We start from the raw sequence: 24990 nt of genomic DNA on the forward strand, positions 1-24990 counted from the left end.
ACCATCCGACCACACCAAGCCATCCAGGACCACACCCCACAGCAGGCATACCTAAACCCAATTAACCAAAAAAACCTGCCAACTTCTTGACTCAAGACACCGAATCATGGCCCCACGCAAGCACTCACATCAACACATCGGTGACGATCATGGCCGATCAGTGTGCACGCGACTGGCCTGGAACAGCACAGCCGCCCACTAACCGGTACTGGACAGATCCATATCCGGCAGGCAGATGCGGGCCAGTTCGTCCAGTGGGATCCCCAGCACCGTGGCGAGCGCCGCGACGGTGGTGAACGCCGGCGTGGCCAGGCGCCCGGTCTCGATCTTGCGCAGCGTCTCCGGTGAGATCGACGCGGCGTGCGCCACCTCGGCGGGCTTGCGGTCGCCCCGGCATTCCCGCAGGAACGCGCCCAGGCGCTGACCGGCGGCACGCTGTTGCGGAGTCAAGGGTGATCGGACCATGCGACGAGAATACGCCATGCCGGTATGAAAATACCGAGATCTCCGCTAGGCTGGTATTTCTATACCGCTCGTTGAACAGGATTGTGCATGCTGGAATTGAAGACGCCCCATGAGGTCGAGGCGATGCGCACCACGGGTGCCTTCATCGCCGAACTACTAGAGGACCTGCACTCCCGGGCCGCGGTAGGGGTCAATCTGCTGGACCTCGAATACCGGGCCCGCCAGTTGATCGAGGACCGTGGCGCGGTGTCCTGCTATTGGGATTACGCGCCGTCCTTCGGCCGCGGGCCGTTCCGCAATGTCATCTGCCTATCGGTCAATGACGCGGTGCTGCACGGCCTTCCGCATGACTACGTGCTGCGCGACGGTGACCTGCTGAGCATGGACATCGCGGTGTCGATCGACGGCTGGGTGGCCGATTCGGCGCGCAGTCTGATCGTCGGCACCCCCCGCCCCGAAGACCAACGGGTCATAGAGGCCACCGAACGCGCACTGGATGCCGCCATTGCCGCCGCCCTTCCAGGCGGTCGCCTCGGCGACATCTCCGCGGCCATCAGTGCGGTCGCCGACGAATACCGCTACCCCGTCAACACCGAATTCGGCGGGCACGGCCTGGGCCGCACCATGCACGAAGACCCGCATGTCTCCAACCGGGGACGTGCCGGTCGCGGGCTGGTGCTGCGACCCGGCCTGACGCTTGCGCTGGAACCCTGGTTCGCCCAGGGCACCAGCAAGATCGTCTACGACCGAGACGGGTGGACTCTCCGATCGGCCGACGGATCGCGCACCGCCCACTCCGAACACACCATCGCCGTCACCGACGGGTCACCCCTCGTGTTGACCCGCCGGGCGGCCTGATCCCCTACAGGTGCGGGGCTTCCTTGATCTTCGACTCCGGCGTACCCGCCGTCTGACACCAGGTCTGCACGGCCAGCCGGGTCCCGGTGACCTCCAACTGCGCTGCGTCGGTGCCCTTTTCGTCCTTGAGCATCTTGGCCACAGCTTCGTTCTGCGTCTTCTCGTCCTGGCCGATGAAGTCCTCGCACTTGGTGTCACCACCGGTGACCGACGGCGAGCACCCGACCAGCATGGCCCCGACGGCCATTCCCGCTAGCAACACACTTGCCGAACGCTTCACTGTGCTCTCCAACCTCGTGCGTCCCGTACGCATCGTCGCAACGTTTGTACCCGACGAAGGCCCCGTCGAAACCTGCCGGTGGTCCCCGTCACGGCCGCGCCTAAAGTCTCATGCGTGACCACTGCGAACCCGTTCGACCCGTCCCTCTGGCAGCCCGTCGCCGGCTTCGAGCTGACCGACATCACCTTCCACCGGCACGTCGTCGACGGGGTGCGCCGGCCCACCGTCCGGATCGCCTTCGACCGGCCCGACGTGCGCAATGCGTTCCGACCGCACACCGTGGACGAGCTCTACCGGGTGCTCGACCATGCCCGGATGTCCCCCGACGTCGGCGTCATCCTGCTGACCGGCAACGGCCCATCGGCCAAGGACGGCGGGTGGGCGTTCTGCTCCGGCGGTGACCAGCGCATCCGCGGCCGCACCGGCTACCAGTACGCGGAGGGAGAGACCGCCGAGACCGTGGACCCGGCCCGGGCCGGCCGACTACACATCCTGGAGGTGCAGCGCCTCATCCGGTTCATGCCCAAGGTGGTCATCTGCCTGGTCAACGGCTGGGCGGCCGGCGGCGGGCACAGCCTGCACGTGACCTGCGATCTGACCCTGGCCAGCCGCGAGCACGCCCGGTTCAAGCAGACCGACGCCGACGTCGGCAGCTTCGACGGCGGCTTCGGCAGCGCCTATTTGGCACGGCAGACCGGCCAGAAGTTCGCCCGCGAGATCTTCTTCCTCGGCCGGGCCTACGACGCGCAGACCATGTACCAGATGGGCGCGGTGAATGACGTCGTCGACCATGCGGAGCTGGAGACCGTTGGATTGGAATGGGCCGACGAGATCAACGGCAAGTCCCCGCAGGCCATCCGGATGCTCAAGTTCGGCTTCAACCTGATCGACGACGGCCTGGTGGGCCAGCAGGTATTCGCCGGTGAGGCAACGCGTTTGGCGTACATGACCGATGAAGCCGTGGAGGGCCGTGACGCGTTCCTGGAGAAGCGCGACCCGGACTGGAGCGGTTTCCCCCGCTACTTCTGACCGATCTCGGGCGGGTGAGCGAGCGCCGACGCGCCCAAACCTAGACTGTCGCGGTGAGTAAGAACCCTTTGCGCCGGCTGTCCGACGCCGTGCTGCTGACCAGCATGCGACCACCGCTGACCGAATACCTGGGCCGCGGCCCCGAGGTCGAGCTGCGCGGTAAGCGCGTCCTGATCACCGGGGCGTCCTCCGGTATCGGCGAAGCCTCGGCGGTGAAGCTGGCCAAACTGGGCGCCAGCGTCATTGTGGTGGCGCGCCGGGAGGATCTGCTCGGCGCGGTGGCCGACCGGATCCGGGACAACGGCGGTATCGCGGAGGCCGTCACCGCCGACCTGTCCGATCTGGACGCCGTCGATGCGCTGGCCGCCCGCGTGGTGGAAAGCCATGGCGGCGTGGACATCCTGGTCAACAACGCCGGCCGCTCGATCCGGCGGCCGCTGATCGAATCGCTGGAACGCTGGCATGACATCGAGCGCACCATGGCGCTGAACTACTACGCGCCGCTGCGCCTGATGCGCGCCCTGGTGCCGGGCATGATCGCCCGCGGCGACGGGCACGTCATCAACGTGTCCACCTGGGGTGTGATGAACGAATCCTCCCCGCTGTTCGGCGCATACCAGGCATCCAAGGCCGCGCTGACCGCCGCCAGCCGGGTGGCGGAGACCGAATGGTCGGGCAAGGGTGTGCACTCCACCACGCTGTACTACCCGCTGGTGAAGACCCCGATGATCGAGCCGACCAAGGAGTTCGTGGCGATGCCGGGTCTGTCCGCCGAGGAGGCCGCCGACTGGATGGTGACCGCGGCCCGCACCCGCCCGGTGCGCATCGCGCCGCGGATGGCGGTGACCGCCAAGGCGCTGGACAGCGTGGCGCCCGGGCTGTTGGGCGCGATCATGAAGCGCGGCGTGGTGGAGCCCTCGTAAATTTCACGGCACGGCACATACCATCAGCACTCATGCTGAGCCTGGACTGGATCCGGCAGCGGGACCCCGAGTACGACGCGCTGCGCCGCGCCGTCCGGGCGGCCATCGTCCTTCCCATCGCGGCGGCGGTCAGCTTCCTGCTCGCCGGCGGCACCCAGGCGCCGATGTTCGCCATCTTCGGTTCGGTGGCGTTGCTGATCATCGCCGACTTTCCCGGCAACCGGTCCGCGCGCGCCCTGGCGTATGCCGGACTGGGTTTCAACGGCGCGGTGCTGATCAGCGTCGGCACCCTGGTTGCGCCGTACCCGTGGCTCAGCGTCGGGCTGATGTTCGTACTCGGCGTGACGGTGATGTTCGCCGGGGTGCTCAGCGAGACCGTCGCCGCCGGGCAGCGCGCCACCTTGCTGACCTTCGTGCTGCCTGCGTGCACACCACCCGGCCCGATCACCGAACGCCTGTCCGGATGGCTCATCGCACTGGCCGTGTGCGTGCCCGCGGCGCTGTTCCTGCTCCCGCCGCGGCATCACGACGATCTGCGCCGCCACGCGGCCAGCGTGTGCCGCGCACTCACCGATTGCCTGGAGGGCGTCGCGTCGACCAAGGACGTGACCCGGGCGATGAACGCGCTGTGGGCCAACTTCGTCAACGCCGACTTCCGACCGGTCGCCCTGACCGCGGGCAGCCGGGCCCTGGTCCGCGTCGTCGACGACCTCGGCTGGCTGTCCGACCGGATCACCGACCGGACCGGCGCCGCACTCGGCGACATGAAACCACCCATCGTCGCCGTGCTGCGCGACTGCGCGGCGGTGCTCACCATCTCCGAACCGCGACTGCGCGCCGCCCGGGGCGCCGAGCTCAACACCGCGCTGACCGATCTGCGCGCGATCGCCCAGGGCCGCTACCGCGAGGACATCGAGCAGATCCTCGCGGTGCCCGATGACGACACCGCCGTCGAGGTCGGTCGGATGCTGTTGGGACGCCGCACCTTCTCGGCCACCGTCGGGGTCACCGGACGCATCATCCGCAACGCCGCGCTGGCCGATGCCCGGCCGGTCTGGGCGCGGGTGCTCGGGCGTGGGCTCCCCGAAACCGGCACCGCGGACTGGGTGATGCCCGAGACCACGGCCGTAGCGGCCATCACCAAGGGATTCCTGGCCACCCGGGCACTGGTGCTGCGCAACAGCCTGCGCACCGGGCTGGGCCTGGCGCTGGCCGTCGCGGTCACCCACGTGTTCCCCGTGGAGCACGGGTTCTGGGTGGTCCTGGGCGCCCTGTCGGTGTTGCGCAGCAGTGCGCTCACCACCGGCACCCGGGTGCTGCGCGCGGTGGCCGGTACCGCACTCGGTTTCGGGCTGGGCGTCGCCGTGATCGAACTGGTCGGCGTCGACCCGGTGGTCATGTGGCTGCTGCTGCCGGTGGTCGCATTCGGCTCGGCCTTCGTCCCCGAGGTGGCGTCGTTCATCGCCGGACAGGCGGCGTTCACGATGATGGTGCTGATCATCTTCAACCTCATCCAGCCCTCGGGCTGGGCGGTGGGGCTCATCCGCGTCGAGGATGTCGTGGTGGGTGCGCTCGTCGGCGTCGCCGTCTCGGTGTTGTTGTGGCCCCGAGGAGCATCGGCGCCGACGGCCAGAGCGGTGGACCACGCCCATGCGGCCGGCGTGGCGTTGCTGCGGGCCGCGGTGCGCCGCGTCATCCGCGGATCGTCCGAGGCCACCGACGGCCAGGTGTTCACGCTCAGCCGCAGCGCGCTGGAGGCCAGCCGGAGCCTCGATGATGCGGTGCGGCAATATCTTTCGGAGAACGGCGGCCACAATGACGTCCGGGCGCCGATCGTCCGGGCGGCCAACCGCGCGGTGCGGCTGCGGGCCGCCGCCGAGCTGGTGGCCGATGTGGTGCCGCCGCCGCTCGGGGTGTACCCGCGGGCGCGCGAGCTGCTGGAAGTGCACACCGAAGTCGTGTGCGCGCAAGATGCGTCGGGACCGCCGATCAGTGACGACTTCGTGCTTGCGCTGCGCGCCGAGGCCGGGGACAACCCGCTCTCGGTGTCCGCGGCGCTGCCGCTGCTCACCGTGGCGGCCCACCTCGGTGAACTCGAATTGCTTTACCCGGGTGGTTGACTCCAGCGAGCGTGCGCGGACTCCGGAAGACGGCGGCGTGTTGGCCCGCAGACACGCACGCTCGCGGGAGTTCGGTCAGGGGCGGGTGATGGTGCGCGGCGGAAGTCCCAGCGAGCGCACATGCTCGGCAATGGCACCGAGGCTGGCGGTCCACACATCGGTGTGCTCGACGACGTAGCGCATCAGGTCACCGAGTTCGACGGCGCGGGACGCCCGCCCGCTCAGGAACGGGTGGTTGGTCAGCACCCAGCAGGCGCCCGCGTTGCGTAGCGCGTCGAACTCCAGCTGCCACAGTTCGCGCGCCTTGCGCGGGCTCTCGATCAACCCGCTGCCGGCGATGTCGGGCAGATAGCAGTACTGCTCCCAGTCGTCGAGCGCCCACTGGATCGGGATTTCCACCAGTGACCGCGATCCGACCTCGAGCTCATACGGAATGTCGGCGTCCATCAGGCTGGAGTCGTAGAGGAAGCCGCGTTCGGCGAGCAATCCCGGTGTGCGCCAAGACAGATCCCACATCGGCGCGCGGTATCCCGCCGGGCGTACGCCGGCGACCTCGGCCAGCGCCTCCAGGCCCCGGTCGAGGGCCTCGATCTCCTCGTCCAGCGTCAGCGCGGTGGGCTGCTCGTGCAGATAGCCGTGGTGGGCGATCTCATGACCTGCGGCCACAATGGAGCGCACCGCCGCGGGATAGCGGTGTGCAGTGTGGCCGGGAACGAAGAACGTGGACGGAATCTGGTGCTTGTCGAGCAAATCCAGGATGCGCGGGATGCCCACCAACGGCCCGTAGGCCTGATGGCTCATCACACTCATCCGGGCGCCGGCCGCCTCATTGCCCCACAGCACCGCCGACTCGGCATCCACATCGAAGGTGAACGACGCCGCCGCAACTTTGCCTTCCGGCCAACGGAATTCCCCGTCGCTTCGCTCGCCCCGACGAAATTCAGACATTGTCGGCCATCAGGGTGATCAGTTCATAGCCCAGGTTCGCCGCGGCCACCGCGGTCACCTCACCGCTGTCATAGGCGGGAGCGACCTCGACGACGTCGGCGCCGACGATGTGCAGACCACGCATGGCGCGCAGGATGGCCACCAGCTCCCGGCTGGTCATCCCGCCGATCTCCGGGGTGCCGGTACCGGGGGCGAACGCCGGGTCCAGCACATCGATGTCGACGGACACGTACACCGGGTGCTCCCCCACCCGCTCCCGGATCCGTTGCACCACACCGTCGACGCCGATGCGGTCGATATCGCGGCAGTGCACCACCGTGAAGCCGAGAGATTCGTCGTCGAGCAGATCGGCCCGGTCATACAGCGATCCGCGGATCCCGACGTGTGCGGAGCGGTCCTTGACCAGCAGACCCTGCTCGGCGGCCCGGCGGAACGGGGTGCCGTGGGTGCACGGCGCGCCGAAATAGGTGTCCCAGGTGTCCAGGTGCGCGTCGAAATGCACCAGCGCCACCGGACCGTGCACCCGGTTGATCGCCTGCAGCGCGGGCAGCGCGATGGTGTGGTCACCGCCGAAGATCATCACCCGCTGCTCGGGCGTATTCAGCAGTCCGGCAATGCCTTCCCGCACCTGGTCGACCGCGGCCTCGATATCGAACGGGTTGGCCGCGATATCGCCGGCGTCGACCACCTGCGCCTGCGCGAAGGGGCTGACGTCCAGCGCCGGGTGGTACGGCTTGAGCAGCCGGGACACCTGACGAATCGCGGCAGGACCGAATCGGGCCCCCGGCCGGTAGGTGACGCCACTGTCGAACGGCACCCCGACCACCGCGATGTCGTAGCGGTCGACCTCGTGGCGCTGAGGCAGCCGCGCGAAGGTCGCCAGACCGGCGTAGCGGGGCACCTCCATCGCGTTGACCTGGCCGACGTTCCCCGACGCCGATCGCACATAAGGCTGGCTTGGCACCTGCTGTTCTCCTGTCATGCTCTGGTCCTGGTGGATCCGCCGTTGCAGGCGATGACCTGCCCGACAATGGCGGCGACCTCGAAATCGGCCAAAAGTTCCACGGCGGCGGCGATCTCATCGGGCCGCCCGATCCGGCCGAGTGGGATCGCCTCGGCGTAGCGGGCGTGCATGGTGGACAGATCGATTCCGGCGGCGTCGGCGTCGACCTGCAGTTGCGGGGTGTCGGTCACCCCGGGCGCCACCGCGTTGACGATGATGCCCTCGGGTGCGAGTTCGCGGCCCAGCGCTTTGACCAGAGCGATCAGTCCGGCCTTGGCGGCGGCGTACGCGGTGGCCTCGGGCCAGCCGGTGACACCCCATTCGCTGGCGATCACGACGACGCGGCCTTCGCCACCCCGGCGCATATGCGGTAGCACCGCCTGCACCAGGTGGAAGGTGCCACCCAGATTGGTGTCGACGATCCGCCACCAGTCCTGCTCATCGTGTTCGAGCAGCGGCGCCATCGTCATGTAGGCGTGGTTGGCGACCAGCACATCGAGTCCGCCGGTGGCCTCGGCCACCGTGTCGGCGATCCGCACGCATTCGTCCGGGTCGGCGACGTCACCGGCAACGGCCAGGCCACCGATCTCGGCGGCCAGCTCGTCCAGATCGGCGCCACCTCGAACGTCGTTGACCGCCACCGTCGCTCCGGTCGCGGCCAGCCGGCGGGCGTGGGCGGCACCCATCCCCTGCGCGGCGCCGGTCACCAGCACCACCCGGCCGTCCAGCGCCGTCATATCACCGCTCCCGAGTTGACATTGACGACATCGCCGACGCTGAATGTCGCGTCGCAGACCAGGTATTCGACACAGCGTGCCACCTCGGCCGGCATCGTCAATCTGCGCAGCGGCAGCGTCGACAGATATTCGTCGGCGCGCCATGGAGAATCATCGCTGAGCAGCGGCGTGTCGGTGGGGCCGGGTGCGACGGCGTTGACGCGCACGCCGGCACCCGCGACCTCGGCGGACAGGCTGCGGACCAGCCCGAGGATCGCCCCCTTGGCCGCGACGTAATGCGCTTCCCGGTCCCCGCCACCGACGGCGAGTTCACTGGCCACCGCGACCACCGCACCCGAGCCCGCGGCCAGCATGTCGGGCAGGCAGGCACGTGTCGCGTTGAACAGGCCGCCCAGGTGCACCCGAAGCATCCGACGCCAGGACCGGGCGTCGATCTGATCCACCAGCGCCATCTCGTAATAGCCCGCCGAGGTCACCAGGGCGCTCACCGGGCCCAACCGGTCGCGGATCTCGGCGATCGCGTCGGCGACGGCTGCGCCGTCGGAGACATCCACGGCCACAGCATGATCCGCTTCAGCGCCGGGCGCGAGGTCCAGTGCGCCGATCCGGTAGCCGCGACGGCGCAGGCTCTGCGCGCAGGCCGCGCCGATACCACTGGCGGCGCCGGTGACGACCGCTACCGGGCCGGTATCAGGCACGAGTCGCGTCCTCTTCGACGACGCCGTCCTCGATCACCGTGGCCTCGACGATGCGGGAGCGCACGGTGGCCAGGATCGCCGTCCCGAGCACCAGCAGCACGGCGATACCGATCCAGACCGACCAGTCCAGGTAGCGCTGCTCGAAAGCCACTCGCGGCCAGGCGATGTTGAGGAACTGCAGCACCGCCCACACCACGGCCACCACCGCGACCGGCAGGGTGGCCCGGCCCAGGGAGAAGCTGGCCGGCGTCCAGGCCCGGCGCACCAGCACCACCACGAACCCGATCAGCGGGAACAGGAAGGCGAGGTAGAAACCACCCGCGGTGAAGTTGACCATCAGCGAATAGATGTCGCCGGCAACGATGCTCAGCAGGAACAGTGCCGCGCCGACCACCGTGGTGACCAGGATGGCCACCACCGGGATGCGGGCCGGGCCGCGCAGCCGGGCCAGCGCACCGGCGGCGGGCAGGCCGCCGTCGCGTGCGTAGGCCCAGATGACCCGGGAGGCCGAGGTCTGCAGCGCCAGGAAGCTGGCCAGGAAGCCGATCACGAACATCACCTCGACCGGCCGCGCGACGCCGTGACCCAGTGCGGTGGTGAGGGTTTCGTACACCGGATCGGCGACGGCACCCTCGGCGACCGCATCCAGATCCGGGATGGCCAGGATGATCGCCAGGCTGGAGTAGGCCACCACCACGAAGATGAACGCCAGCGAGAACAGCACCGCCTTGGGCAGGTACCGGCGTGGTTCGTGCACCTCCTCGGCGATGGATCCCGCGCTCTCGAAGCCGACGAAGGACCAACCGATGAAGGCGACCGCCAGCATGAAGGGCCCGGTCAGGTAGGCCAGGGTGTCGGTGTCGGCGCCGCCGCCGGAGAAGAGCACCGACAGCGAGCTCTGCCGGTGGAACAGCAGCAGCCAGGTGCCCAGCACCACCGAACCGATGACCTCGGCGATGATGCTGCCGATCATGAAGATCTTCAGCGCCTGTCGGCCGGCCAGGTTGACCGCGGTGCCCGCCAGCAGGATGACCAGGGCGATGAACGCCAGCGTCGTCCCCGAGGGCTCCTCGATCCCGAAGATGTTGGCGGCGAATCCGGCCGCACCGAGCGCGACCGTCGCCATCGCGATCACCAGCGTCCACATGTACGCCCAGCCGGCGAACCAGCCGTAGGTGGTGCCCAGCAACCGGCGCGACCACTGGTAGATGGAACCCTCCAGCGGCCAGCGCGACACCAGCATCGCGAAGACCAGCGCAACCAGGAACTGGCCGGCGAACACCAGCGTGAAGCCCCACCAGAAGCTGGGGCCGGCCGCGGACAGGGCCAGGCCGAAGATGCCGTACAGCGCGACGATCGGCGAGATGAACGCGAAGGCGAACGCGAACGCCGACCAGAGTGAGAACTCGCGGCGCAGTACCTGTGGCTCGGTCATGGACGAACTATCACGCGCCCGCCACGGGACCGCCATCGTTCGCGGCGAAGACGCTGCGAATCCACCGCCACCCCGTCGTCGCATTGTGGGATCGCACAACGAATTGGGCCGAACAGATGACGCCGACGTTACGATCGACCGATGACCGAGCCGGGGACCGACCAGGACGGCGTCGCCCCGACGTTCCGTGACCTGCTGGAACGGGCCGGCCTCGGCCTGGACGCCGTCCACCTCGATACCGGACAGCTCGCCACGCCGATCACCTGGTCGCACACCACCGAATTGCACGATCCCTCGCGGTATCTGCGTGGCGGGGAGCTGGTGTGCACGGTCGGCATCAGCCTGCAGACCCCCGCCGACTGCGACACCTTCGTCGACGCGCTGTCCCGGGCCGGGGCGGCCGGCGTCTGCTTCGGCATCGGCGATGTGCACGACGCCACCCCGCAGGCCCTGATCGACGCCTGCGCCCGGGCCGGCCTGCCGCTGCTGATCGCACCGCCATCGGTACCGTTTTCCACCGTCAGCCGCTATATCGCCGACTTCCAGTTCGGCGGTGCGGTCGCCACCGCGCGGGCCACCAATGCGCTGGTGCCCGAATTGCTGTCCTCCCAGCGGCGTCGCGAATCGGTGCGCCAGCTGCTGGACCGGGCCGGACAGGTGCTGGGCTGCTACTTCCTGCTCGAACCGCCCGGGCAGGCCGCCGACGCCGCGGTGTCGGTGCCGGTCGACGGAATGGGCACCGTGGTGTGGGTCGGTCGCGGCGACCCGCCGGAGGGCGCCGTCATGGAGGTCATCGCGCGTTTCGTCGCGGCAGCCCAGGGTGAACGCGATATCGAGGCGGCGCTGGCCCGCGAGCGCGTCGGGCAGCTGCTGTCACTGGTGGAGCGCCGGATGCTGCTCCCGGATGCGCTGAATCAGCTGCTGGACTGGCCGGGTCTGGCGGGCCGGGAGATCGACTGTTCGGCCTGGCCGGCCGGCGCCGGGGCATTGTTGTCGATGGCGTTCCCCGACGCCCTGGTCGCCGACGCCCCCGAGGTCTGTCTGGTGCTGAGCACGGGTGCGGACCGGCTGGCCGAGATCGCCGCCGATCTGTCGCTGCCTTCGGGTCATGCGGCGGCCGGACCGCTGACCGAACTGGGCGCCTCGATCAGTCAGGCCCGCATCGCGCTGGATCTGGCCCGCCAGCGCGGCGGCAGCATCGGACCCGATCAGCTGAGCACGTTCGGCAGCCTGCTGGAGGGCCTGCCGTCGAGCAGGCTGGCCCCGTTCAAACAACAGCTGATCGACCCGCTCGAAGAGCTCGACCGCGATCGCGGCACCCAGCACGTGCGCACCCTGCGGGTGTTCCTTGCGGCCAACGGATCGCTCATCGACACCGCCCGCGAGCTGTTCCTGCACAGCAATACCGTGCGGCACCGGCTGGCCCGCATCGGCCAGATCACCGGCCGCAATCCGCTCGACTTCGAGGATCAGGCGGCGTTCACGATCGGGCTGCGGGCAGCAGATCGACTTTAGGTTAGGCATGCCATACTCGGCCGGTGCCGGAGTATGCGATCGAGCTGGACGACATCACCAAGCAGTACGGGGACAAACAGGCCCTGAGCGGCGTGACGTTCCGGATGCCCGCGGGCACCCTGCTCGGTGTGCTCGGCCCCAACGGCGCGGGCAAGACCACCACCATCAACGTGCTGTCCACGCTGATCCGGCCGACCTCCGGATCGGCGAAGGTGGCCGGCTTCGACGTCGTCACGCAGGCCGCCCAGGTCCGCAGGAGCATCGGACTCACCGGCCAGTACGCCGCGATCGACGAGATGCTGACGGGCCGGGAGAACCTGGTGCTGTTCGGCGAACTCAACGGACTCCCCCGGACGCAGGCCCGCGCCCGGGCCGACGAACTGCTCGAGGCGTTCAGCCTGACCGACGCCGCCGGGCGACGGGTCGGCACCTACTCCGGCGGGATGCGCCGCCGCGCCGACATTGCCTGCGGGCTGGTCGCCGAGCCCGCCGTGGTGTTCCTGGACGAGCCCACCACCGGGCTGGACCCGCGTAGCCGCCGCGAGGTCTGGGACCTGGTGAGCTCACTGACCGGTCGCGGCACCAGCGTGCTGCTGACCACCCAGTACCTCGACGAGGCGGATGCGCTGTCGGATTCCATCGTCGTGATCGATCACGGCAGGGTGATCGCCGAAGGCACCGCCGACGAGCTGAAGGAACGTGTCGGCGGCAGTTTCTGCCAGGTGACGCCGGTGCACACCGCCGACGGGCCGCGGATCGCCGACGCCCTGGCCGGACTCGGGGAGGTCAGCACGGACCCGGATACCGGTGCACTGTCCATCCCGGCTCCGGGTGGCCTGAGCACGCTCAGCGAGGTGTTCCGCCGGCTGGAGGCCCTCGACATCGAGGTCGGTGACATCGCGCTGCGCAAACCGTCGCTGGACGAGGTGTTCTTCACCCTGACGGCCCCGGCACCATGACCGCACTGGGCGCGCTGACCCGGCGGTCGGTGCTGGGCACCCTGCGGGGCGGTGATCTGGTGTTCGCCGTCGGCGGGCCGATCGCGTTCTTCGTGTGCTTCGACATCACCCTGCGCAATGTCATCGACACCGGCACCATGAGCTACGCGCAGTACATCTTGCCGGTCATCGTGGTGCAGGCGATGATCTTCACCGCCATGACCACCGCGGACCGGGCGGCGCGAGACAACTTGAGCGGCATGGGTATTCGGATGCGCTCGCTGCCCATCACCGCACTGGCACCGGTGACCGCACGGATGCTCTCGGCGCTGGTGCGCGCGGGCGCGGCGCTCGTCGGCGCCCTCACCATCGGGTATCTGTTCGGCTTCCGGTTCTCCGGCGGTGTCGCCGCGGTGGCGGTCTTCGTCGGACTCGCGCTGCTGCTGTCGCTGGCGTTGTCGCTGGGCGCGGATGCACTGGGATCACTGGCCGGCAGCACCGAGGAGGCCGGTCAGACCCTGCTGATCCCGCAGCTGCTGCTGGTGATGCTGTCCACCGGAATCGCTCCGGCAGAAGCGTTCCCGTCCTGGCTGGGACCGTTCGTGCGGCACCAGCCGGTGTCGGTGATCGCCGAGACGCTGCGCGGGCTGGCGGTCGGCGAGTACCGCCACCTCCCGCTCAGCCTGGCCTGGTGTGTCGGGCTACTGGTGCTGTTCGGCGCGATCGCGGTCCGGATGCAGAGGAGGGCGTCATGACCCTGGTCCGGCAGAGTCGCCTGCAGGCCCGGCGGCTACTGCTGGGCTGGCGGCGCGCACCGGTGGTGCTGATCCAGTCGCTGATCTTCCCCACCTTCCTGCTGATCGTCTACAAGCAGGTCATCGGCGAGTCGGTATTGCACCTGACCGGCGGCAACAGCCTGTATGGCCTGGTGCCGATGTGCGCGATCGCCGGGGCTCTGTTCGGCGCGATGGGCACCGGCGCGGCCATCCCGGACGAACGCGAATCCGGACTGCTCAGCAGGCTGTGGGCGTTGCCGGTGCACCGCGCCAGCGCGCTCACCGGAAGACTGCTCGCCGAGGGCGCCCGGGCCTTCATCGGCACCCTGGTGATCACCGCGGTCGGCGTGGCGATGGGCCTGCGCTTCAGCCAAGGCCGGCCGGCCGCAATCGCTTTCGTGCTGATCCCGGTCTTCATGGTGATCGGGTTCGCTGCCGTCATCGTGGCCGTCGCCGTGCAGTCGAACGGTAAGAACATCATCACCGGCCTGTCCACGGTGTGTTTCCTGCTGTTGTTCTTCAACTCCGGCATGGTGCCCGTCGACGTGTTCCCGGACTGGCTCGAACCCGTGGTGCGAGCCCAGCCGATGTCCCCGGCGATCGAGGCGATGCGCGGACTGGCGGCCGGCGGGCCGATCCTGTGGCCGGTAGCGCAGTCCGCGGCGTGGGTCATCGGGTTGCTGGCGGTGTTCGGGCCCATCGCGGTGCGCGGCTACCGTGTCGCGGCCGAATCCTCCTGACCCGTGATAAACACGACATATGGAGATCCTGGCCAGCCGGATGCTGATACGGCCGGCCGACTACCCGAAGTCCGTCGCGTTCTACCGTGACCTGATCGGGCTGGCCATCGCGCGCGAATACGGCGGTGGCACCGTCTTTTACGCCGGGCAGTCGCTGATCGAGCTGGCCGGCCACGGTGAGCCCTCGGCGGGCGGGACGCTGTGGCTGCAGGTCCGTGATGTGTATGCCGCGCAGACCGAGCTGACCGGGCGTGGCGTGCCGATCGCCAGGGCCGCCGCCGAAGAGCCGTGGGGCCTGCACGAGATGCACATCATCGATCCCGATGGCGTCACCCTGATCTTCGTCCAGGTTCCCGACACGCATCCGCTGCGCCGCGACACCAGGGACTAGGGCGTGGCCAAATCCGTTCTGGGGCGCGGCACCGCCCGTGCCCGCGTGCTGGAGGCCGCGCTCGCGCAGTTCGCCGAGCACGGCGTCAGCGGCACCACGCTGCAGATGATCGCCGACAGCATCGGGGTGGGCAAGGCCTCGGTCTACTACCAGTTCCACTCCAAAGAGGAAATCGTGGCGGCCGCGGCCCAGCCGATGTTCGACGACATGGCGCGCGTGGTGACGATCGCCGAAGCGGTGCCCGATCCCGAGACCCGGCGCGAGATCACCATCAGCGGGTTCATCGAGTTCAGCGTCCGGCACCGCCGGCTGGCCGCGGTGCTCGCCGGCGACCCGGTGCTGGAGAGCCTCGTGCAGTCCCGCGAGGATCTCACCGATATCGTCGACCGCTTCACGAACCTGCTGCTCGGCGGCGGTCACGGCCCGGCAGGCCGGGTCGTCATCTCGATGGTCACCAACGGTATCTACGCCGCCGTCACCGACAAGTCGCTGGACGATGTCAGCGACGAGGATCTGCACCGGACACTTTTGGAGGCGGCGCAGCAGTTGACGCGCACCGCGTCGTTCTTCGACTGACACGGCTACAGTGCCGGTCGGGTGGAAAGAAATTTCCGGAACCGGGAATTGTTAGCAAGGCGAACGAGTTGTCGGGAATGGGTGCCGGTATTCGGCATCCGAGCACGACTATTGCTCCAGCTAACGACACCGAAAGCCGGCCGTCCGCCCACGTCACGACCCATATGGCGAACGGGCTTCGGTGGTCGATGAGAAGAAAGCAGAGACCATGCGCACCATCACGTCGACCATCGCGACCGTCGTCGCCGTATCGGGAGCTGCCATCGGATTCGCCGGCGCAGCGGCTGCCGCGCCCGGCGGTCCGGCGTCGGTGACCGAAACCGTGAACCAGCTCCGCTCGCAGGGATTCAACGTGCAGCTGAACGGCACGCGCGGCGGACCGCTGACGAACTGCTCGATCGACGGACTTCGTCACACCTCCGAAAAACCAGGGTCGACCGTATACGTCGATCTGTCCTGTCCGTTCGAATACGAGTACTGACATCCCCTCGAGGCCGGCCGGGTACGCACCACGCCGGCCGACCCTCATCGGGGACTACCAGGTCCAGACGCCGGGATCGGCGGGCGGATAGGTCGCGCAGTTCTTGGTGCCGTGCGCCACGACACCCTTGTTGTTGAAGAACAACTTGGCCCAGTTCGGCCAGTTCCAGGCCAGCTGTTCGTAGAACGCGTTGGTGGCGGTCTCCTCGGAGTACTGGCGCCGGCCCGCATAGTCCATGGAGAAGAACCAGGTGATGCGATCCCGGGCCCACCGCTGTACGTCGGGTGACTTGTTGTTGTAGTCGATCATGTAACGCTCGTAGTACACCGGATTGGTGTCGCGGACCGCGGCCATGTACTGGTCCACAGTGCAGGTGGTCTTGAGCATGTTGCTCGGGATCGGATACTCGTCGGTGGCGTCGGCGGCGGCGATGCCCGGCGTGGCCAGCAGTGCCGCGACGGCACCTGCGGCGGCGATGAATCGGTTGCGGCGCATCATGTTCGGTCCTTTCAACGTCGGTCGGCGGCGCGTTGCAACGCGGCAGACTGATCCGGGCAGTAGACGGGCACGGCGGCGGCGACGAACTGCCACGCCTGCTCGGTGGTGGCGTCCCTGTTCAGCTGGTCATGGACGAATTTCGCCGACGCGAAGGCATCTTCGTCCAGGCCGTTGTGCAGACGTTTGCACATCAGCTTGCCGATCCAGGCGTTGAAGTCCTTCTGCCCGTAGATGCCGTAGGTGTGCAACTGGTCGGCGAAGGCCTCGTCACGGTCGGCGTGCGCCACCGGTGCGGTCACGACGGCCAGCACCGCGACACACCCGGCCATGGCCGACTTCATCCTCGAAAACCTCATCACACCAACACATCCTGTGGTCGACGCTGGAGCGGCGGCCAGGCTTGCGGTTTCGGCCGCTGGCGCACCTGTTGGGGCCACCAGAACCACTTGCCGAGCAGGGCGGCGATGGACGGTGTCATGAACGAGCGGATCACCAGGGTGTCGAACAGCAGACCCAGACCGATCGTGGTACCGACCTGACCCATGATCGTCAGATCGCTGACGGCCATCACCATCATGGTGAAGGCGAACACCATGCCTGCCGCGGTGACGGTGGAACCGCTGCCACCCATGGCCCGGATCATGCCGGTGTTCAGCCCCGCATGTATTTCTTCCTTCATGCGGGAGACCACCAGCAGGTTGTAGTCCGCGCCCACCGCAAGCAGGATGATCACCGCCATCGGTAGCACCATCCAGTGCAGCTCGATTCCGAGCAGGTGCTGCCAGAGCAGCACCGAGACACCGAAGGACGCACCCAGCGAAAGCACCACCGTGCCAACGATCACCGCCGCGGCGACGATCGCCCTGGTGAGGATGAGCATGATCAGGAAGATCAGACCGATCGCGGCGATCCCGGCGATGATCAGGTCGTACTGCGTGCCGTCGGCCATGTCCTTGAAGGTGGATGCGGTACCGCCCATGTAGATCGTCGAGCCCTCCAGCGGGGTGCCCTTGATGGCGTTCTTGGCCGCGGTCTTGACCGGGTCGATCCGCTCGATGCCCTCGGCGGACATCGGATCGCCCTCATGGTTGATCATGAATCGCACCGCGTGCCCGTCCGGCGACAGGAACTGCTCCAATCCCTTTGCGAAATCGGGATTGTCGAACGCCTCGGCCGGCAGATAGAACGAGTCGTCGTTCATCGCGTCGTTGAAGGCCTTGCCCATCTCGGTCGACGTCTCCGACATGATGCGCTGCTGCTCCTGCATACCCTGCTGGGTCTGCTGCATGGTCTGCATCATCTCTTTCATGTTGACCATGGTCTGCTTCATCTCGGGCATGATCGCAATCATCTGCGGCATCAGTTCGTTGAGCCGATGCATCTGCGGCATCATCTCGTTCATGTTGGTGGTCATCACATCGATGCCGTCGAGCACGTCGAAGACCGACCGGATGGACCAGCACATCGGGATGTTGTAGCAATGCGGTTCCCAGTAGAGGTAGTTGCGCATCGGCCGGAAGAAGTCGTCGAAATTGGCGATGCTGTCCCGCATGTCCTCGATGTCACCGACCATGAGGTCCATCGACGACACCATCTTGGACGTGGTGTCGGCCATCTCCTCGGTGATCGTCTGCATCTTGTCCATGCTTGCGATGGTCCGGTCCATGTCCGCCACCTGATTGGTCATGTCGGCGGTGCGGTCCTGGTTGTACTTCTCGTTCAACCGCTGCAGCGTGCTGTTCTGACTGATCATGTAGGGGATCGAGGTGTTCTCGATCGGCGTGCCGTCTGGCCGGGTGATGGTCTGCACCCGGCCGATACCGTCGACCTGGAAGATGGCCTTGGCGATCTTCTCGATGACCAGGAAGTCGGCCGGGTTCCGCAGATCCCGGTCACTCTCGATCATCAGGATCTCCGGGTTCAGCCGGGCCGGCGAGAAATGCCGTTCGGCCGCGGCATAACCCTGGTTTGCGCTGATGTCATCGGGTAGGTACAGCCGGTCGTTGTAGCTGGTCTTGTAACCCGGCAGCGCCAGCAGACCGATCAACGAGACGGCGATCGAGGAAATCAGGATCGCACCGGGCCAGCGCACCACCGCGGCACCGACCTTGCGCCAACCCCGTACGCGCCCGGAACGTTTGGGATCCAGGAAACGCGCGCCCACGGTGACCATGGCCGGCCCGAAGGTCATGGCCGTGACGATCAGCACCAGCATCCCGACTGCCAGTGGCACACCGAGGGTCTGAAAGTACGGCAACCGGGTGAAACTCAGGCAGAAGGTGGCGCTTGCGATGGTCAGACCGGAGCCGACGATCACGTGCGCCGTTCCACCGAACATGGTGTAGTACGCCTGTTCTCGATCCTCGCCGGCGCTCCTGGCCTCCTGATATCGGCCGATGAGGAAGATCGCGTAGTCCACCGATATCGCGATGGCGAGCGTGACCAGCAGACCGGTGGCAAACGTCGAGAGACCGATGATGTCGTAATAGCCGAGCGCGGCCACCGCGCCTCGCACGGTCAGTAGGCTGACCGCGACCATCACGATCATCATCACCATCGTCATGAGCGAGCGGTAGATGATGAGCAACATGGTGATGATGACCACGAAGGTCAACGCCTCGATCAACCGCATACTGCCGTGGCTGGCCTCGGTCTGCTCGGCCGTCATCGCTGCGGAGCCGGTGACGAAGACCTCGACCCCCGGGGGCGCCGCCACGCTGTGCACGATGTCCTTGACGGCTTCGATGGACTCCAGCGACAGCGCCTCGCCCTGGTTGCCGGCCAGGTTTGCCGAGACGTAGACGGCCTTGCCGTCCCCGCTCTGCACACCGGATGCGGTAAGCGGATCGCTCCACAAGTCTTGAACGTGCTCAACGTGTTTGGTGTCCGCGCGCAGCTTTTCGATCAGCTCCGAGTAGTAGCGACGAGAATCGTCACCGAGCTTGTCCTTGCCCTCCAGCACAATCATCACCGAGCTGTTGGACTCGTATTCGTCGAAGACGCGGCCGATGTGCTCGGTGGCGATGACGGCCGGCGCCTCTTTCGGGCTCATCGAGACCGACCGCATCTCACCGACCGCCTCCAGCTGCGGGACGGCAACGTTCAGTAGGACCGCAATGGCGATCCAGCCGAGGATGAAGGGGATGGCCAACTTTCGGAACAGCCGCGCGATCCTGCCGAAATGGGCGGTTTCGTGTGCAGCGGGCACGACGGCGATGGGCCCGGTGGTCGCATCCGCACTGTGCGCGCCGTGCGCGCTCATGCCGACTTCACGATGCAGAAGGTCTGGACGTTGGTGCCGCTGATGCTGCGCTCGTCCTTGGTCTCACCATCGACGAGCACCCGACAACCCAGGAAGCTGGTCTTGCCCTGGGCGACAATGTTGGCCGCGGCCGAGGGTTCGGTCGTCTGCAGCGTGATCGACCACGGCAAAATCGCACCATCGACGCGCTGCGGTTCGCCCTGCAGGTCCACGTAGTTCACATCCACTGCCGCCCCTTCCGGGCCAAAGATTTCGTAGGTCACCACTTTTGGATCGAACGGCTCAGGGTCGTTGGCGAACTCGATCGGCGTGACGAGTGGCGGGTCGGATGCGAACATGCCGCGAACGCGGTCCACTGTGAAGCCGGCTACCCCGACCACCACGACGATCACCAGGGGCAGCCAAGCCCGTTTGAGCAGTTGCATGTCCGCTTTCCTCCTGCAGTGACGCGCCGGTTGGCTGGTCCGATGAACCCCTCAGCCATCGATGGCACTCAAGTTATACAATCGGCTTACTTCATACAAGCCAGACGGCTAAGTGGTACTCATCACAGCGAGTAACAATGGCTAGCCATAAGGACGATATGGGCATGTTTGAGTGCCGCAGTAGAGGAAGGGCTCCGTGGTCAGAGCACGTGGGGCAGCACGCGAGCGCGTGGTCGAGGTGGCCGTCGAACTGTTCGCCGAACACGGCGTGCAGGACACATCACTGCAGATGATCGCCGACCGGATCGGCGTCGGCAAAGCCGCCGTCTACTACCAGTTCCCGTCCAAGGACGAGATCGTGCTGGCGGTGCTACGGCCGGTGTTCGACGATCTCGCACACCTGATCGAACATGCGGAATCGTTACCGCACAACGACTCTCAACGCGCGGTGGCCATCGAAGGACTGATCGATCTGATGATCCGGCAGCGCAACGCGTCGTTCCCGTTCCGGCGGGACCGCTACATCGATCATCTGGTCGCGCGGCACCCGGAGCTGGAGGACATCGCCGACAGGTTCCATGCCCTGCTGCTGGGCCCCGATCACGATGACGCGACGCGGGTCTCGCTCACGGTGGCGATCACCGGGATCTACTACTGCGCAACCGATTCGATGCTGAACGATATCCCCGCACCACAGCTGCGCACGCTACTGCTCGGCTATTTCAAGCGGTGCGTGGTGCCCGCCTCAGCGAGCCGGTGCCGCCAGCGGCCAGCCCACCGAGGCAAGCCGCGACGCAACCTGGTGTAGCTCTTCGGGATTGGGCTCCTTGGCGATGATCAGCTCAATGGCACCGCTGATCTCGGCCTCGGTGACGGGCTTGTCACCATCGCTGGACCGCAGCACCGACTGAGCCGCCTTGACGACCTCTTCCTCGGTGAGCGAGCGCTTCAACAGCGCCAGCAGCGCGAAGTAGTCCGTGCGCGGCACGCCTTCGGGGTAACCCTCGTGCAGCCAGCCCAGCACGTTGTCCAGCACCGTCTTGTTCTCAGTCATCGGGGTTCACTCACTTCTTGGGGAGGAAGGGGAAGAGGTCGACGCCGGTGTGGTGGATGATCGTCGCGCGGGTGATCCAGAGCACCGCGGTCAGGATCACCCAGCCGACGAACACGAACGCCGCGATGCCGAGGAACTTGAATGCGGGGTTGGGGGCCGTCGCGGCGCCGTCCGTGCCGTCGCCACCGTCGCCACGGGCGTAGGCCACCAGACCGAGCGCGAACACGGCGGGCAGACCCGCACCGAGCAACAGTCCGATACCGAGCACCTTCACGATGCTCTCCAGGTAAGCCATGTGAGTTCCTTAACTAGTGCCGGGTCAGACCGAGGCGGTGGGCTTGTGGTCCGTGGTGGCCTCGCGCAGCTCGGCCGGGACCACCGAATTGGTCGACGAATCCCAGTCGGCGTTGACATTGCTGCTGTCGACCTTCTGCTGCTGGGCGCGCCACCACATGAAGCCGGAGAGGCCGACCAGGATGAGGAAGATCAGTCCGTCGCCGGCCAGCGCCGAATCGAACACCGACTTCACGCCGTCGGACAGCCAGTAGGACAGCGCGCCGACCAGACCGGCGGCGAGCAGCGTGACCAGCCAGGCGACGGCCATCCGGCCCGCGACCGCCCAGCGCACCTCGGCGCCGGGCTTACCGACACCGCTGCCCAGGATCGACCCGGTGGCCACATGGGTGGTCGACAGCGCCATACCGGCGGCGCTGGAGCTCAGAATGATGGCGGCCGAGGAGGCTTCGGCGGCGAAACCCTGGGGTGACTCGATTTCCACCAGGCCCTTACCCAGGGTGCGGATCACCCGCCAGCCGCCGAGGTAGGTGCCCAGGCCGATGGCGACCGCACAGCTGAAGATGATCCAGAACGGCAGTCCCTGCTCCTTGACGTCACCGGTCAGGTGCCCGGTGGTGATGAGGGCGAGCGCGATGACACCCATGGTCTTCTGCGCGTCGTTGGTGCCGTGCGCCAGCGCGACCAGCGAGGCCGTCGCGATCTGCCCCCAGCGGAAGCCCTCACGGCGCTGCTTCTCGGCGACCTTGCGGGTGAGCCGGTAGACCACCCAGGTGCCACAGGCGGCGACCAGCCCGGCGATGACGGGTGCGGCGACCGCGGGGATCAGCACCTTCTGGGTGACTCCGGACCAGTTGACGCCTGCGGTGCCCAGCGCGGCCAGGCCGGCGCCGATCAGCCCGCCGAAGAGCGCGTGCGAGGAGCTGGACGGGATGCCGAACAGCCAGGTGAGCAGGTTCCACAGGATGCCGCCGATGAGACCGGCGAAGATGATGGTCAGGCCCGTCGAGGCATCGATGCCCGGAAGCAGCGAGCCGGTCTTGGAGTCCTGCACCTTGAGCACCGAGGTGGTGACCGTGACGGCGACCTCCACCGAGAGGAAGGCGCCCACCAGGTTCAGCACGCCCGCCAGCAGCACCGCGGTCTTGGGCTTGAGCGCCCCGGTCGCGATGGACGTGGCCATGGCGTTGCCGGTGTCGTGGAAGCCATTGGTGAAGTCGAATGCCAGTGCTGTGGCTATCAGCAACACCAGGATGATCAGCTCTGCGCTCATGCCGCAATTCTGAGACATCTCACAGCTTTTCGCGTAATTTCATCGAACTCGGGAGTCGCCCCCCACCTGCAGGTTTGGACGAAAAGCCAAACTTGTTCACCAATCGTTCATGAACCGGCTGCCCGGCGTTGGAAATCGGCGGTCAGATCGGCACATGTGACACCCATCTGGCAGTCTGGCGCGGTGAACGCTTTCCTGGCCAGGATTGCCGCCTGGTTGACGGCCGGTTACCCGGAGGGGGTACCCGGACCGGACCGGGTACCGCTGATGGCCCTGCTCACCCGGCGGCTGTCCAACGACGAAGTCTCGACCGTCGCCCAGGATCTGATGAACCGGGGCGAGTTCGACCACATCGACATCGGGGTGCTGATCACCCAGACCACCGACGGGCTCCCCCGAGACGATGACATCGAACGGGTCCGGGCCCGACTGGCCGCCCAGGGCTGGCCGCTCGACGACCCGAGGGAGCAGGATCCGGAGGACCCGGCATCGCAGTCCTGAACACCCTCGCCGTCGGCACCGGCGCCGCGGCACTGGCCATCCTGCCGGAGCTGGAGGCCGCACTCGGCGGGGCCGGGGCGCGCCTGCCGGTACCGGCCGCCGACGCCCGGCAGCGCGACCTGCTGACCGCCACGCTGCGCGCCGGCGAACCCATCGCCGACGAGATCGCGGTGGTGGTGTCCACTTCGGGTACCACCGGAATCCCCAAGGGTGCCCTGCTGTCTGCGGCGGCGCTCACCGCAAGTGCCACCGCGACCCACCGGCGCCTCGGCGGCGCCGGTCGCTGGCTGCTGGCGCTGCCCGCCTATCACGTGGCCGGCCTGCAGGTCCTGGTACGCAGTGTCCTCGGGGGCAGCACGCCCGTCGCGCTGGACGCGAGTTTTGCACCCGCCGACCTGGTGTCCGCGGTGGCCGCGCTGGGAACCGGACGGCGCTACACCTCGCTGGTCTCCAACCAGCTCGACAAGGCGCTGTCGGACCCGGCCGCTGCCGCGGCGCTGGCCGAACTCGATGCCGTGCTCATCGGCGGTGGCCCGATGCCGGCCGGTGTGCGCGAAAAGGCCAGTGCGGCAGGGGTTCGCGTGGTCCGGACCTACGGGATGAGCGAAACCTGCGGGGGCTGCGTGTACGACGGTGTGCCGCTGGACGGGGTGACAGTTCGCCTCGACGACGGACGAGTGTCACTCGGCGGGCCGATGCTGGCATCCGGGTACCGGAACCCGGCCGAGCCGGACCCGTTCGCCGAGCCTGGCTGGTTTCGCACCGATGACCTTGGCGCGGTGGATGATTCGGGAGTCCTGAGCATTTTGGGCCGCGCCGATGACGCGGTGAGCACCGGCGGGCTGACAGTGCTGCCCCAGCTGGTGGAGCACGCCCTGGCAGGCCATCCCGCGGTGGCCGAGTGCGCGGTCTTCGGGGTACCCGATGCCCGCCTCGGCCAGCGCGTCGCCGCAGCGATCGTGCTCGCGGCGGGGCAGCGCGAACCCACGCTCGACGAACTGCGGGCCCATGTCGGCAAGACCCTTGATCCCACCGCCGCGCCGCGGCAGCTGCACGTCGTCGATGAACTCCCCCGGCGCGGCATCGGCAAGCTGGACAGGCGGGCACTGATCCAGAAATTCGGGGCATGATGGACCGGGTGAGCACCGAACCAGTCGAAATCACGTCGGTCGATGCACTGCGGGAGATCGTCGGACATCCGGTACCCGCCGTGGCCAACAAGGTGGGCGACCGCCTGCTCGACGTACACCGGCAATGGGTGTCCAACTCGCCGCTGTGTTTCGTGGCCACCACCGACACCGAGGGCCGGGTGGACGTCTCCCCCAAGGGGGACCCGCCCGGATTCGTCCACATCATCGATGACACCACCATCGCCATCCCGGAGCGCCCCGGCAACAAGCGGGTGGACGGTTATCTCAACGTGCTGACCAATCCGCACGTCGGCACCATCTTCGTCATACCGGGCCGCGGGGACACCGTGCGCATCAACGGGCGGGCCCGAATCCTCTCCGACGCTGCCTATTTCGATGACCTCGCGGTGAAGGGCAAGCGTCCCATCCTGGCGCTGGAGCTGCACATCGACGAGGTGTTCTTCCACTGCTCGAAGGCGTTCCTGCGCTCCAACGCGTGGAAACCGGAAACCTGGACGCCGGATTCGGTGCCGAGCACCGCCGTGCTGGCCAAGTCCTTCAAGGCCGAGCAGAGCCTGGAAGAGCTGGAGGCCTACTACAGCGAAGAGAACTACCGCACGCTGCTCTACTGAACTGCGGG

Annotated in this window: 29 protein-coding genes; 15 read left to right on the plus strand and 14 right to left on the minus strand. The window is 67.4% G+C overall.

Annotated elements, in window-relative coordinates:
• Positions 1 to 198 precede the first annotated feature (198 nt).
• The gene (locus ASE48_RS25805) at positions 199 to 465 is read right to left on the minus strand and encodes a helix-turn-helix domain-containing protein (protein WP_057170043.1); all 267 of its coding nucleotides are present in this window, start codon (positions 463 to 465) and stop codon (positions 199 to 201) included.
• Positions 466 to 552: 87 nt separating this feature from the next.
• On the opposite strand from ASE48_RS25805, the gene map reads away from it, so the two are divergent.
• On the plus strand, positions 553 to 1323 hold the full coding sequence (gene map, locus ASE48_RS25810; RefSeq protein ID WP_057170044.1) for a type I methionyl aminopeptidase: 771 nt from the start codon (positions 553 to 555) through the stop codon (positions 1321 to 1323).
• 4 nt (positions 1324 to 1327) lie between these two features.
• On the opposite strand, the gene ASE48_RS25815 is transcribed toward map, so the two are convergent.
• Entirely contained in the window at positions 1328 to 1603 is a 276-nt protein-coding gene (locus tag ASE48_RS25815; protein ID WP_057170045.1) for a hypothetical protein, read from the minus strand.
• A gap of 114 nt (positions 1604 to 1717) precedes the next feature.
• Here ASE48_RS25815 and ASE48_RS25820 point away from each other — a divergent pair, with 114 nt between their 5' ends.
• From ASE48_RS25820 to ASE48_RS25830, 3 genes are read left to right on the plus strand one after another with little or no spacing between them, the layout of a single operon-like run.
• A complete protein-coding gene (locus ASE48_RS25820; protein ID WP_057170046.1) occupies positions 1718 to 2632 on the plus strand; it encodes a 1,4-dihydroxy-2-naphthoyl-CoA synthase in 915 nt (304 codons plus the stop codon).
• A 53-nt stretch (positions 2633 to 2685) separates the two neighbouring features.
• On the plus strand, positions 2686 to 3555 hold the full coding sequence (locus ASE48_RS25825; RefSeq protein ID WP_057170047.1) for an SDR family oxidoreductase: 870 nt from the start codon (positions 2686 to 2688) through the stop codon (positions 3553 to 3555).
• 32 nt (positions 3556 to 3587) lie between these two features.
• On the plus strand, positions 3588 to 5675 hold the full coding sequence (locus tag ASE48_RS25830; protein ID WP_057170048.1) for an FUSC family protein: 2088 nt from the start codon (positions 3588 to 3590) through the stop codon (positions 5673 to 5675).
• A 75-nt stretch (positions 5676 to 5750) separates the two neighbouring features.
• Here the strand turns inward: ASE48_RS25830 and ASE48_RS25835 are convergent, their stop codons facing one another.
• The 5 genes from ASE48_RS25835 to ASE48_RS25855 are packed head-to-tail and all read right to left on the minus strand — an operon-like array spanning position 5751 to position 10496.
• Positions 5751 to 6623, minus strand: a complete 873-nt coding sequence (locus ASE48_RS25835) for a polysaccharide deacetylase family protein (protein WP_057170049.1) — start codon at positions 6621 to 6623, stop codon at positions 5751 to 5753.
• Positions 6616 to 7605 (minus strand): agmatinase, encoded by a 990-nt coding sequence (gene speB / locus ASE48_RS25840; protein ID WP_200962271.1) that lies wholly within the window; start codon positions 7603 to 7605, stop codon positions 6616 to 6618. Before speB ends, ASE48_RS25835 begins: the two co-directional genes overlap by 8 nt.
• Positions 7602 to 8363: an SDR family NAD(P)-dependent oxidoreductase gene (locus tag ASE48_RS25845; protein WP_057170050.1), complete on the minus strand. Its 762-nt coding sequence runs from the start codon at positions 8361 to 8363 to the stop codon at positions 7602 to 7604. Before ASE48_RS25845 ends, speB begins: the two co-directional genes overlap by 4 nt.
• On the minus strand, positions 8360 to 9061 hold the full coding sequence (locus ASE48_RS25850) for an SDR family NAD(P)-dependent oxidoreductase (protein ID WP_057170051.1): 702 nt from the start codon (positions 9059 to 9061) through the stop codon (positions 8360 to 8362). The genes ASE48_RS25845 and ASE48_RS25850 overlap by 4 nt, the downstream gene beginning before the upstream one ends.
• Positions 9054 to 10496, minus strand: a complete 1443-nt coding sequence (locus tag ASE48_RS25855; RefSeq protein WP_235571543.1) for an APC family permease — start codon at positions 10494 to 10496, stop codon at positions 9054 to 9056. The genes ASE48_RS25850 and ASE48_RS25855 overlap by 8 nt, the downstream gene beginning before the upstream one ends.
• A 141-nt stretch (positions 10497 to 10637) precedes the next feature.
• Between ASE48_RS25855 and ASE48_RS25860 the strand changes: the two genes are divergently transcribed.
• The 7 genes from ASE48_RS25860 (at position 10638) to ASE48_RS25890 (ending at position 15913) form a co-directional block, all read left to right on the plus strand.
• Complete coding sequence (locus ASE48_RS25860; RefSeq protein ID WP_057170053.1) at positions 10638 to 12011, plus strand: PucR family transcriptional regulator; 1374 nt, start codon at positions 10638 to 10640, stop codon at positions 12009 to 12011.
• A 23-nt stretch (positions 12012 to 12034) separates the two neighbouring features.
• On the plus strand, positions 12035 to 12970 hold the full coding sequence (locus ASE48_RS25865; RefSeq protein ID WP_057170054.1) for a daunorubicin/doxorubicin resistance ABC transporter ATP-binding protein DrrA: 936 nt from the start codon (positions 12035 to 12037) through the stop codon (positions 12968 to 12970).
• Positions 12967 to 13704, plus strand: coding sequence for an ABC transporter permease (locus tag ASE48_RS33230; protein ID WP_057170055.1), 738 nt, complete (start codon positions 12967 to 12969; stop codon positions 13702 to 13704). The genes ASE48_RS25865 and ASE48_RS33230 overlap by 4 nt, the downstream gene beginning before the upstream one ends.
• A complete protein-coding gene (locus ASE48_RS33235) occupies positions 13701 to 14465 on the plus strand; it encodes an ABC transporter permease (protein WP_057170056.1) in 765 nt (254 codons plus the stop codon). The genes ASE48_RS33230 and ASE48_RS33235 overlap by 4 nt, the downstream gene beginning before the upstream one ends.
• A gap of 19 nt (positions 14466 to 14484) precedes the next feature.
• Complete coding sequence (locus ASE48_RS25880; RefSeq protein WP_057170057.1) at positions 14485 to 14856, plus strand: glyoxalase superfamily protein; 372 nt, start codon at positions 14485 to 14487, stop codon at positions 14854 to 14856.
• A gap of 3 nt (positions 14857 to 14859) precedes the next feature.
• Positions 14860 to 15432 carry a TetR/AcrR family transcriptional regulator gene (locus tag ASE48_RS25885; RefSeq protein WP_057170058.1) on the plus strand — a complete coding sequence of 191 codons (573 nt, stop codon included), beginning with the start codon at positions 14860 to 14862 and terminating at the stop codon, positions 15430 to 15432.
• Positions 15433 to 15640: 208 nt separating this feature from the next.
• Positions 15641 to 15913, plus strand: coding sequence for a hypothetical protein (locus ASE48_RS25890; RefSeq protein ID WP_156409384.1), 273 nt, complete (start codon positions 15641 to 15643; stop codon positions 15911 to 15913).
• A 54-nt stretch (positions 15914 to 15967) separates the two neighbouring features.
• Here ASE48_RS25890 and ASE48_RS25895 read toward each other — a convergent pair whose 3' ends face one another.
• From ASE48_RS25895 to ASE48_RS25910, 4 genes are read right to left on the minus strand one after another with little or no spacing between them, the layout of a single operon-like run.
• A complete protein-coding gene (locus ASE48_RS25895) occupies positions 15968 to 16408 on the minus strand; it encodes a DUF5078 domain-containing protein (protein WP_057170660.1) in 441 nt (146 codons plus the stop codon).
• A gap of 14 nt (positions 16409 to 16422) precedes the next feature.
• Positions 16423 to 16752: a DUF732 domain-containing protein gene (locus ASE48_RS25900; protein ID WP_057170060.1), complete on the minus strand. Its 330-nt coding sequence runs from the start codon at positions 16750 to 16752 to the stop codon at positions 16423 to 16425.
• A gap of 14 nt (positions 16753 to 16766) precedes the next feature.
• On the minus strand, positions 16767 to 19673 hold the full coding sequence (locus ASE48_RS25905) for an MMPL/RND family transporter (RefSeq protein WP_057170061.1): 2907 nt from the start codon (positions 19671 to 19673) through the stop codon (positions 16767 to 16769).
• The gene (locus ASE48_RS25910) at positions 19670 to 20098 is read right to left on the minus strand and encodes an MmpS family transport accessory protein (RefSeq protein ID WP_057170062.1); all 429 of its coding nucleotides are present in this window, start codon (positions 20096 to 20098) and stop codon (positions 19670 to 19672) included. Before ASE48_RS25910 ends, ASE48_RS25905 begins: the two co-directional genes overlap by 4 nt.
• Before the next feature lie 196 nt (positions 20099 to 20294).
• Here ASE48_RS25910 and ASE48_RS25915 point away from each other — a divergent pair, with 196 nt between their 5' ends.
• Complete coding sequence (locus ASE48_RS25915) at positions 20295 to 20906, plus strand: TetR/AcrR family transcriptional regulator (protein ID WP_057170063.1); 612 nt, start codon at positions 20295 to 20297, stop codon at positions 20904 to 20906.
• Here the strand turns inward: ASE48_RS25915 and ASE48_RS25920 are convergent.
• From ASE48_RS25920 to ASE48_RS25930, 3 genes are read right to left on the minus strand one after another with little or no spacing between them, the layout of a single operon-like run.
• Entirely contained in the window at positions 20844 to 21152 is a 309-nt protein-coding gene (locus tag ASE48_RS25920) for a DUF3349 domain-containing protein (protein ID WP_057170064.1), read from the minus strand. The genes ASE48_RS25915 and ASE48_RS25920 overlap by 63 nt on opposite strands.
• A gap of 10 nt (positions 21153 to 21162) precedes the next feature.
• Positions 21163 to 21447 (minus strand): hypothetical protein, encoded by a 285-nt coding sequence (locus ASE48_RS25925; RefSeq protein WP_057170065.1) that lies wholly within the window; start codon positions 21445 to 21447, stop codon positions 21163 to 21165.
• A gap of 24 nt (positions 21448 to 21471) precedes the next feature.
• Positions 21472 to 22719, minus strand: a complete 1248-nt coding sequence (locus ASE48_RS25930; protein ID WP_057170066.1) for an inorganic phosphate transporter — start codon at positions 22717 to 22719, stop codon at positions 21472 to 21474.
• Positions 22720 to 22902: 183 nt separating this feature from the next.
• Here ASE48_RS25930 and ASE48_RS25935 point away from each other — a divergent pair, with 183 nt between their 5' ends.
• Genes ASE48_RS25935 through ASE48_RS25945 form a run of 3 tightly spaced genes read left to right on the plus strand, consistent with a single transcriptional unit; the run spans position 22903 to position 24982 of the window.
• Positions 22903 to 23220 (plus strand): DUF3349 domain-containing protein, encoded by a 318-nt coding sequence (locus ASE48_RS25935; protein WP_057170067.1) that lies wholly within the window; start codon positions 22903 to 22905, stop codon positions 23218 to 23220.
• A gap of 41 nt (positions 23221 to 23261) precedes the next feature.
• Entirely contained in the window at positions 23262 to 24350 is a 1089-nt protein-coding gene (menE, locus tag ASE48_RS25940) for an o-succinylbenzoate--CoA ligase (protein ID WP_235571657.1), read from the plus strand.
• A complete protein-coding gene (locus tag ASE48_RS25945) occupies positions 24350 to 24982 on the plus strand; it encodes a pyridoxamine 5'-phosphate oxidase family protein (RefSeq protein WP_057170069.1) in 633 nt (210 codons plus the stop codon). The genes menE and ASE48_RS25945 overlap by 1 nt, the downstream gene beginning before the upstream one ends.
• Positions 24983 to 24990: the final 8 nt, after the last annotated feature.

This window comes from Mycobacterium sp. Root265 (genome assembly GCF_001428895.1).
GTDB lineage: Bacteria > Actinomycetota > Actinomycetes > Mycobacteriales > Mycobacteriaceae > Mycobacterium.

Excerpts from the sequence above, each read along its gene's own strand:
- ASE48_RS25805 (WP_057170043.1), bottom strand. The coding sequence starts at position 465 with ATGGTCCGATCACCCTTGACTCCGCAACAGCGTGCCGCCGGTCAGCGC.
- map (WP_057170044.1), top strand. The coding sequence starts at position 553 with ATGCTGGAATTGAAGACGCCCCATGAGGTCGAGGCGATGCGCACCACG.
- ASE48_RS25830 (WP_057170048.1), top strand. The coding sequence starts at position 3,588 with ATGCTGAGCCTGGACTGGATCCGGCAGCGGGACCCCGAGTACGACGCG.
- ASE48_RS25835 (WP_057170049.1), bottom strand. The coding sequence starts at position 6,623 with ATGTCTGAATTTCGTCGGGGCGAGCGAAGCGACGGGGAATTCCGTTGG.
- speB (WP_200962271.1), bottom strand. The coding sequence starts at position 7,605 with ATGACAGGAGAACAGCAGGTGCCAAGCCAGCCTTATGTGCGATCGGCG.
- ASE48_RS25845 (WP_057170050.1), bottom strand. The coding sequence starts at position 8,363 with ATGACGGCGCTGGACGGCCGGGTGGTGCTGGTGACCGGCGCCGCGCAG.
- ASE48_RS25855 (WP_235571543.1), bottom strand. The coding sequence starts at position 10,496 with ATGACCGAGCCACAGGTACTGCGCCGCGAGTTCTCACTCTGGTCGGCG.
- ASE48_RS25860 (WP_057170053.1), top strand. The coding sequence starts at position 10,638 with ATGACCGAGCCGGGGACCGACCAGGACGGCGTCGCCCCGACGTTCCGT.
- ASE48_RS33230 (WP_057170055.1), top strand. The coding sequence starts at position 12,967 with ATGACCGCACTGGGCGCGCTGACCCGGCGGTCGGTGCTGGGCACCCTG.
- ASE48_RS33235 (WP_057170056.1), top strand. The coding sequence starts at position 13,701 with ATGACCCTGGTCCGGCAGAGTCGCCTGCAGGCCCGGCGGCTACTGCTG.
- ASE48_RS25880 (WP_057170057.1), top strand. The coding sequence starts at position 14,485 with ATGGAGATCCTGGCCAGCCGGATGCTGATACGGCCGGCCGACTACCCG.
- ASE48_RS25890 (WP_156409384.1), top strand. The coding sequence starts at position 15,641 with ATGCGCACCATCACGTCGACCATCGCGACCGTCGTCGCCGTATCGGGA.
- ASE48_RS25895 (WP_057170660.1), bottom strand. The coding sequence starts at position 16,408 with ATGCGCCGCAACCGATTCATCGCCGCCGCAGGTGCCGTCGCGGCACTG.
- ASE48_RS25900 (WP_057170060.1), bottom strand. The coding sequence starts at position 16,752 with ATGAAGTCGGCCATGGCCGGGTGTGTCGCGGTGCTGGCCGTCGTGACC.
- ASE48_RS25905 (WP_057170061.1), bottom strand. The coding sequence starts at position 19,673 with ATGAGCGCGCACGGCGCGCACAGTGCGGATGCGACCACCGGGCCCATC.
- ASE48_RS25910 (WP_057170062.1), bottom strand. The coding sequence starts at position 20,098 with ATGCAACTGCTCAAACGGGCTTGGCTGCCCCTGGTGATCGTCGTGGTG.
- ASE48_RS25920 (WP_057170064.1), bottom strand. The coding sequence starts at position 21,152 with ATGACTGAGAACAAGACGGTGCTGGACAACGTGCTGGGCTGGCTGCAC.
- ASE48_RS25925 (WP_057170065.1), bottom strand. The coding sequence starts at position 21,447 with ATGGCTTACCTGGAGAGCATCGTGAAGGTGCTCGGTATCGGACTGTTG.
- ASE48_RS25930 (WP_057170066.1), bottom strand. The coding sequence starts at position 22,719 with ATGAGCGCAGAGCTGATCATCCTGGTGTTGCTGATAGCCACAGCACTG.
- ASE48_RS25945 (WP_057170069.1), top strand. The coding sequence starts at position 24,350 with ATGGACCGGGTGAGCACCGAACCAGTCGAAATCACGTCGGTCGATGCA.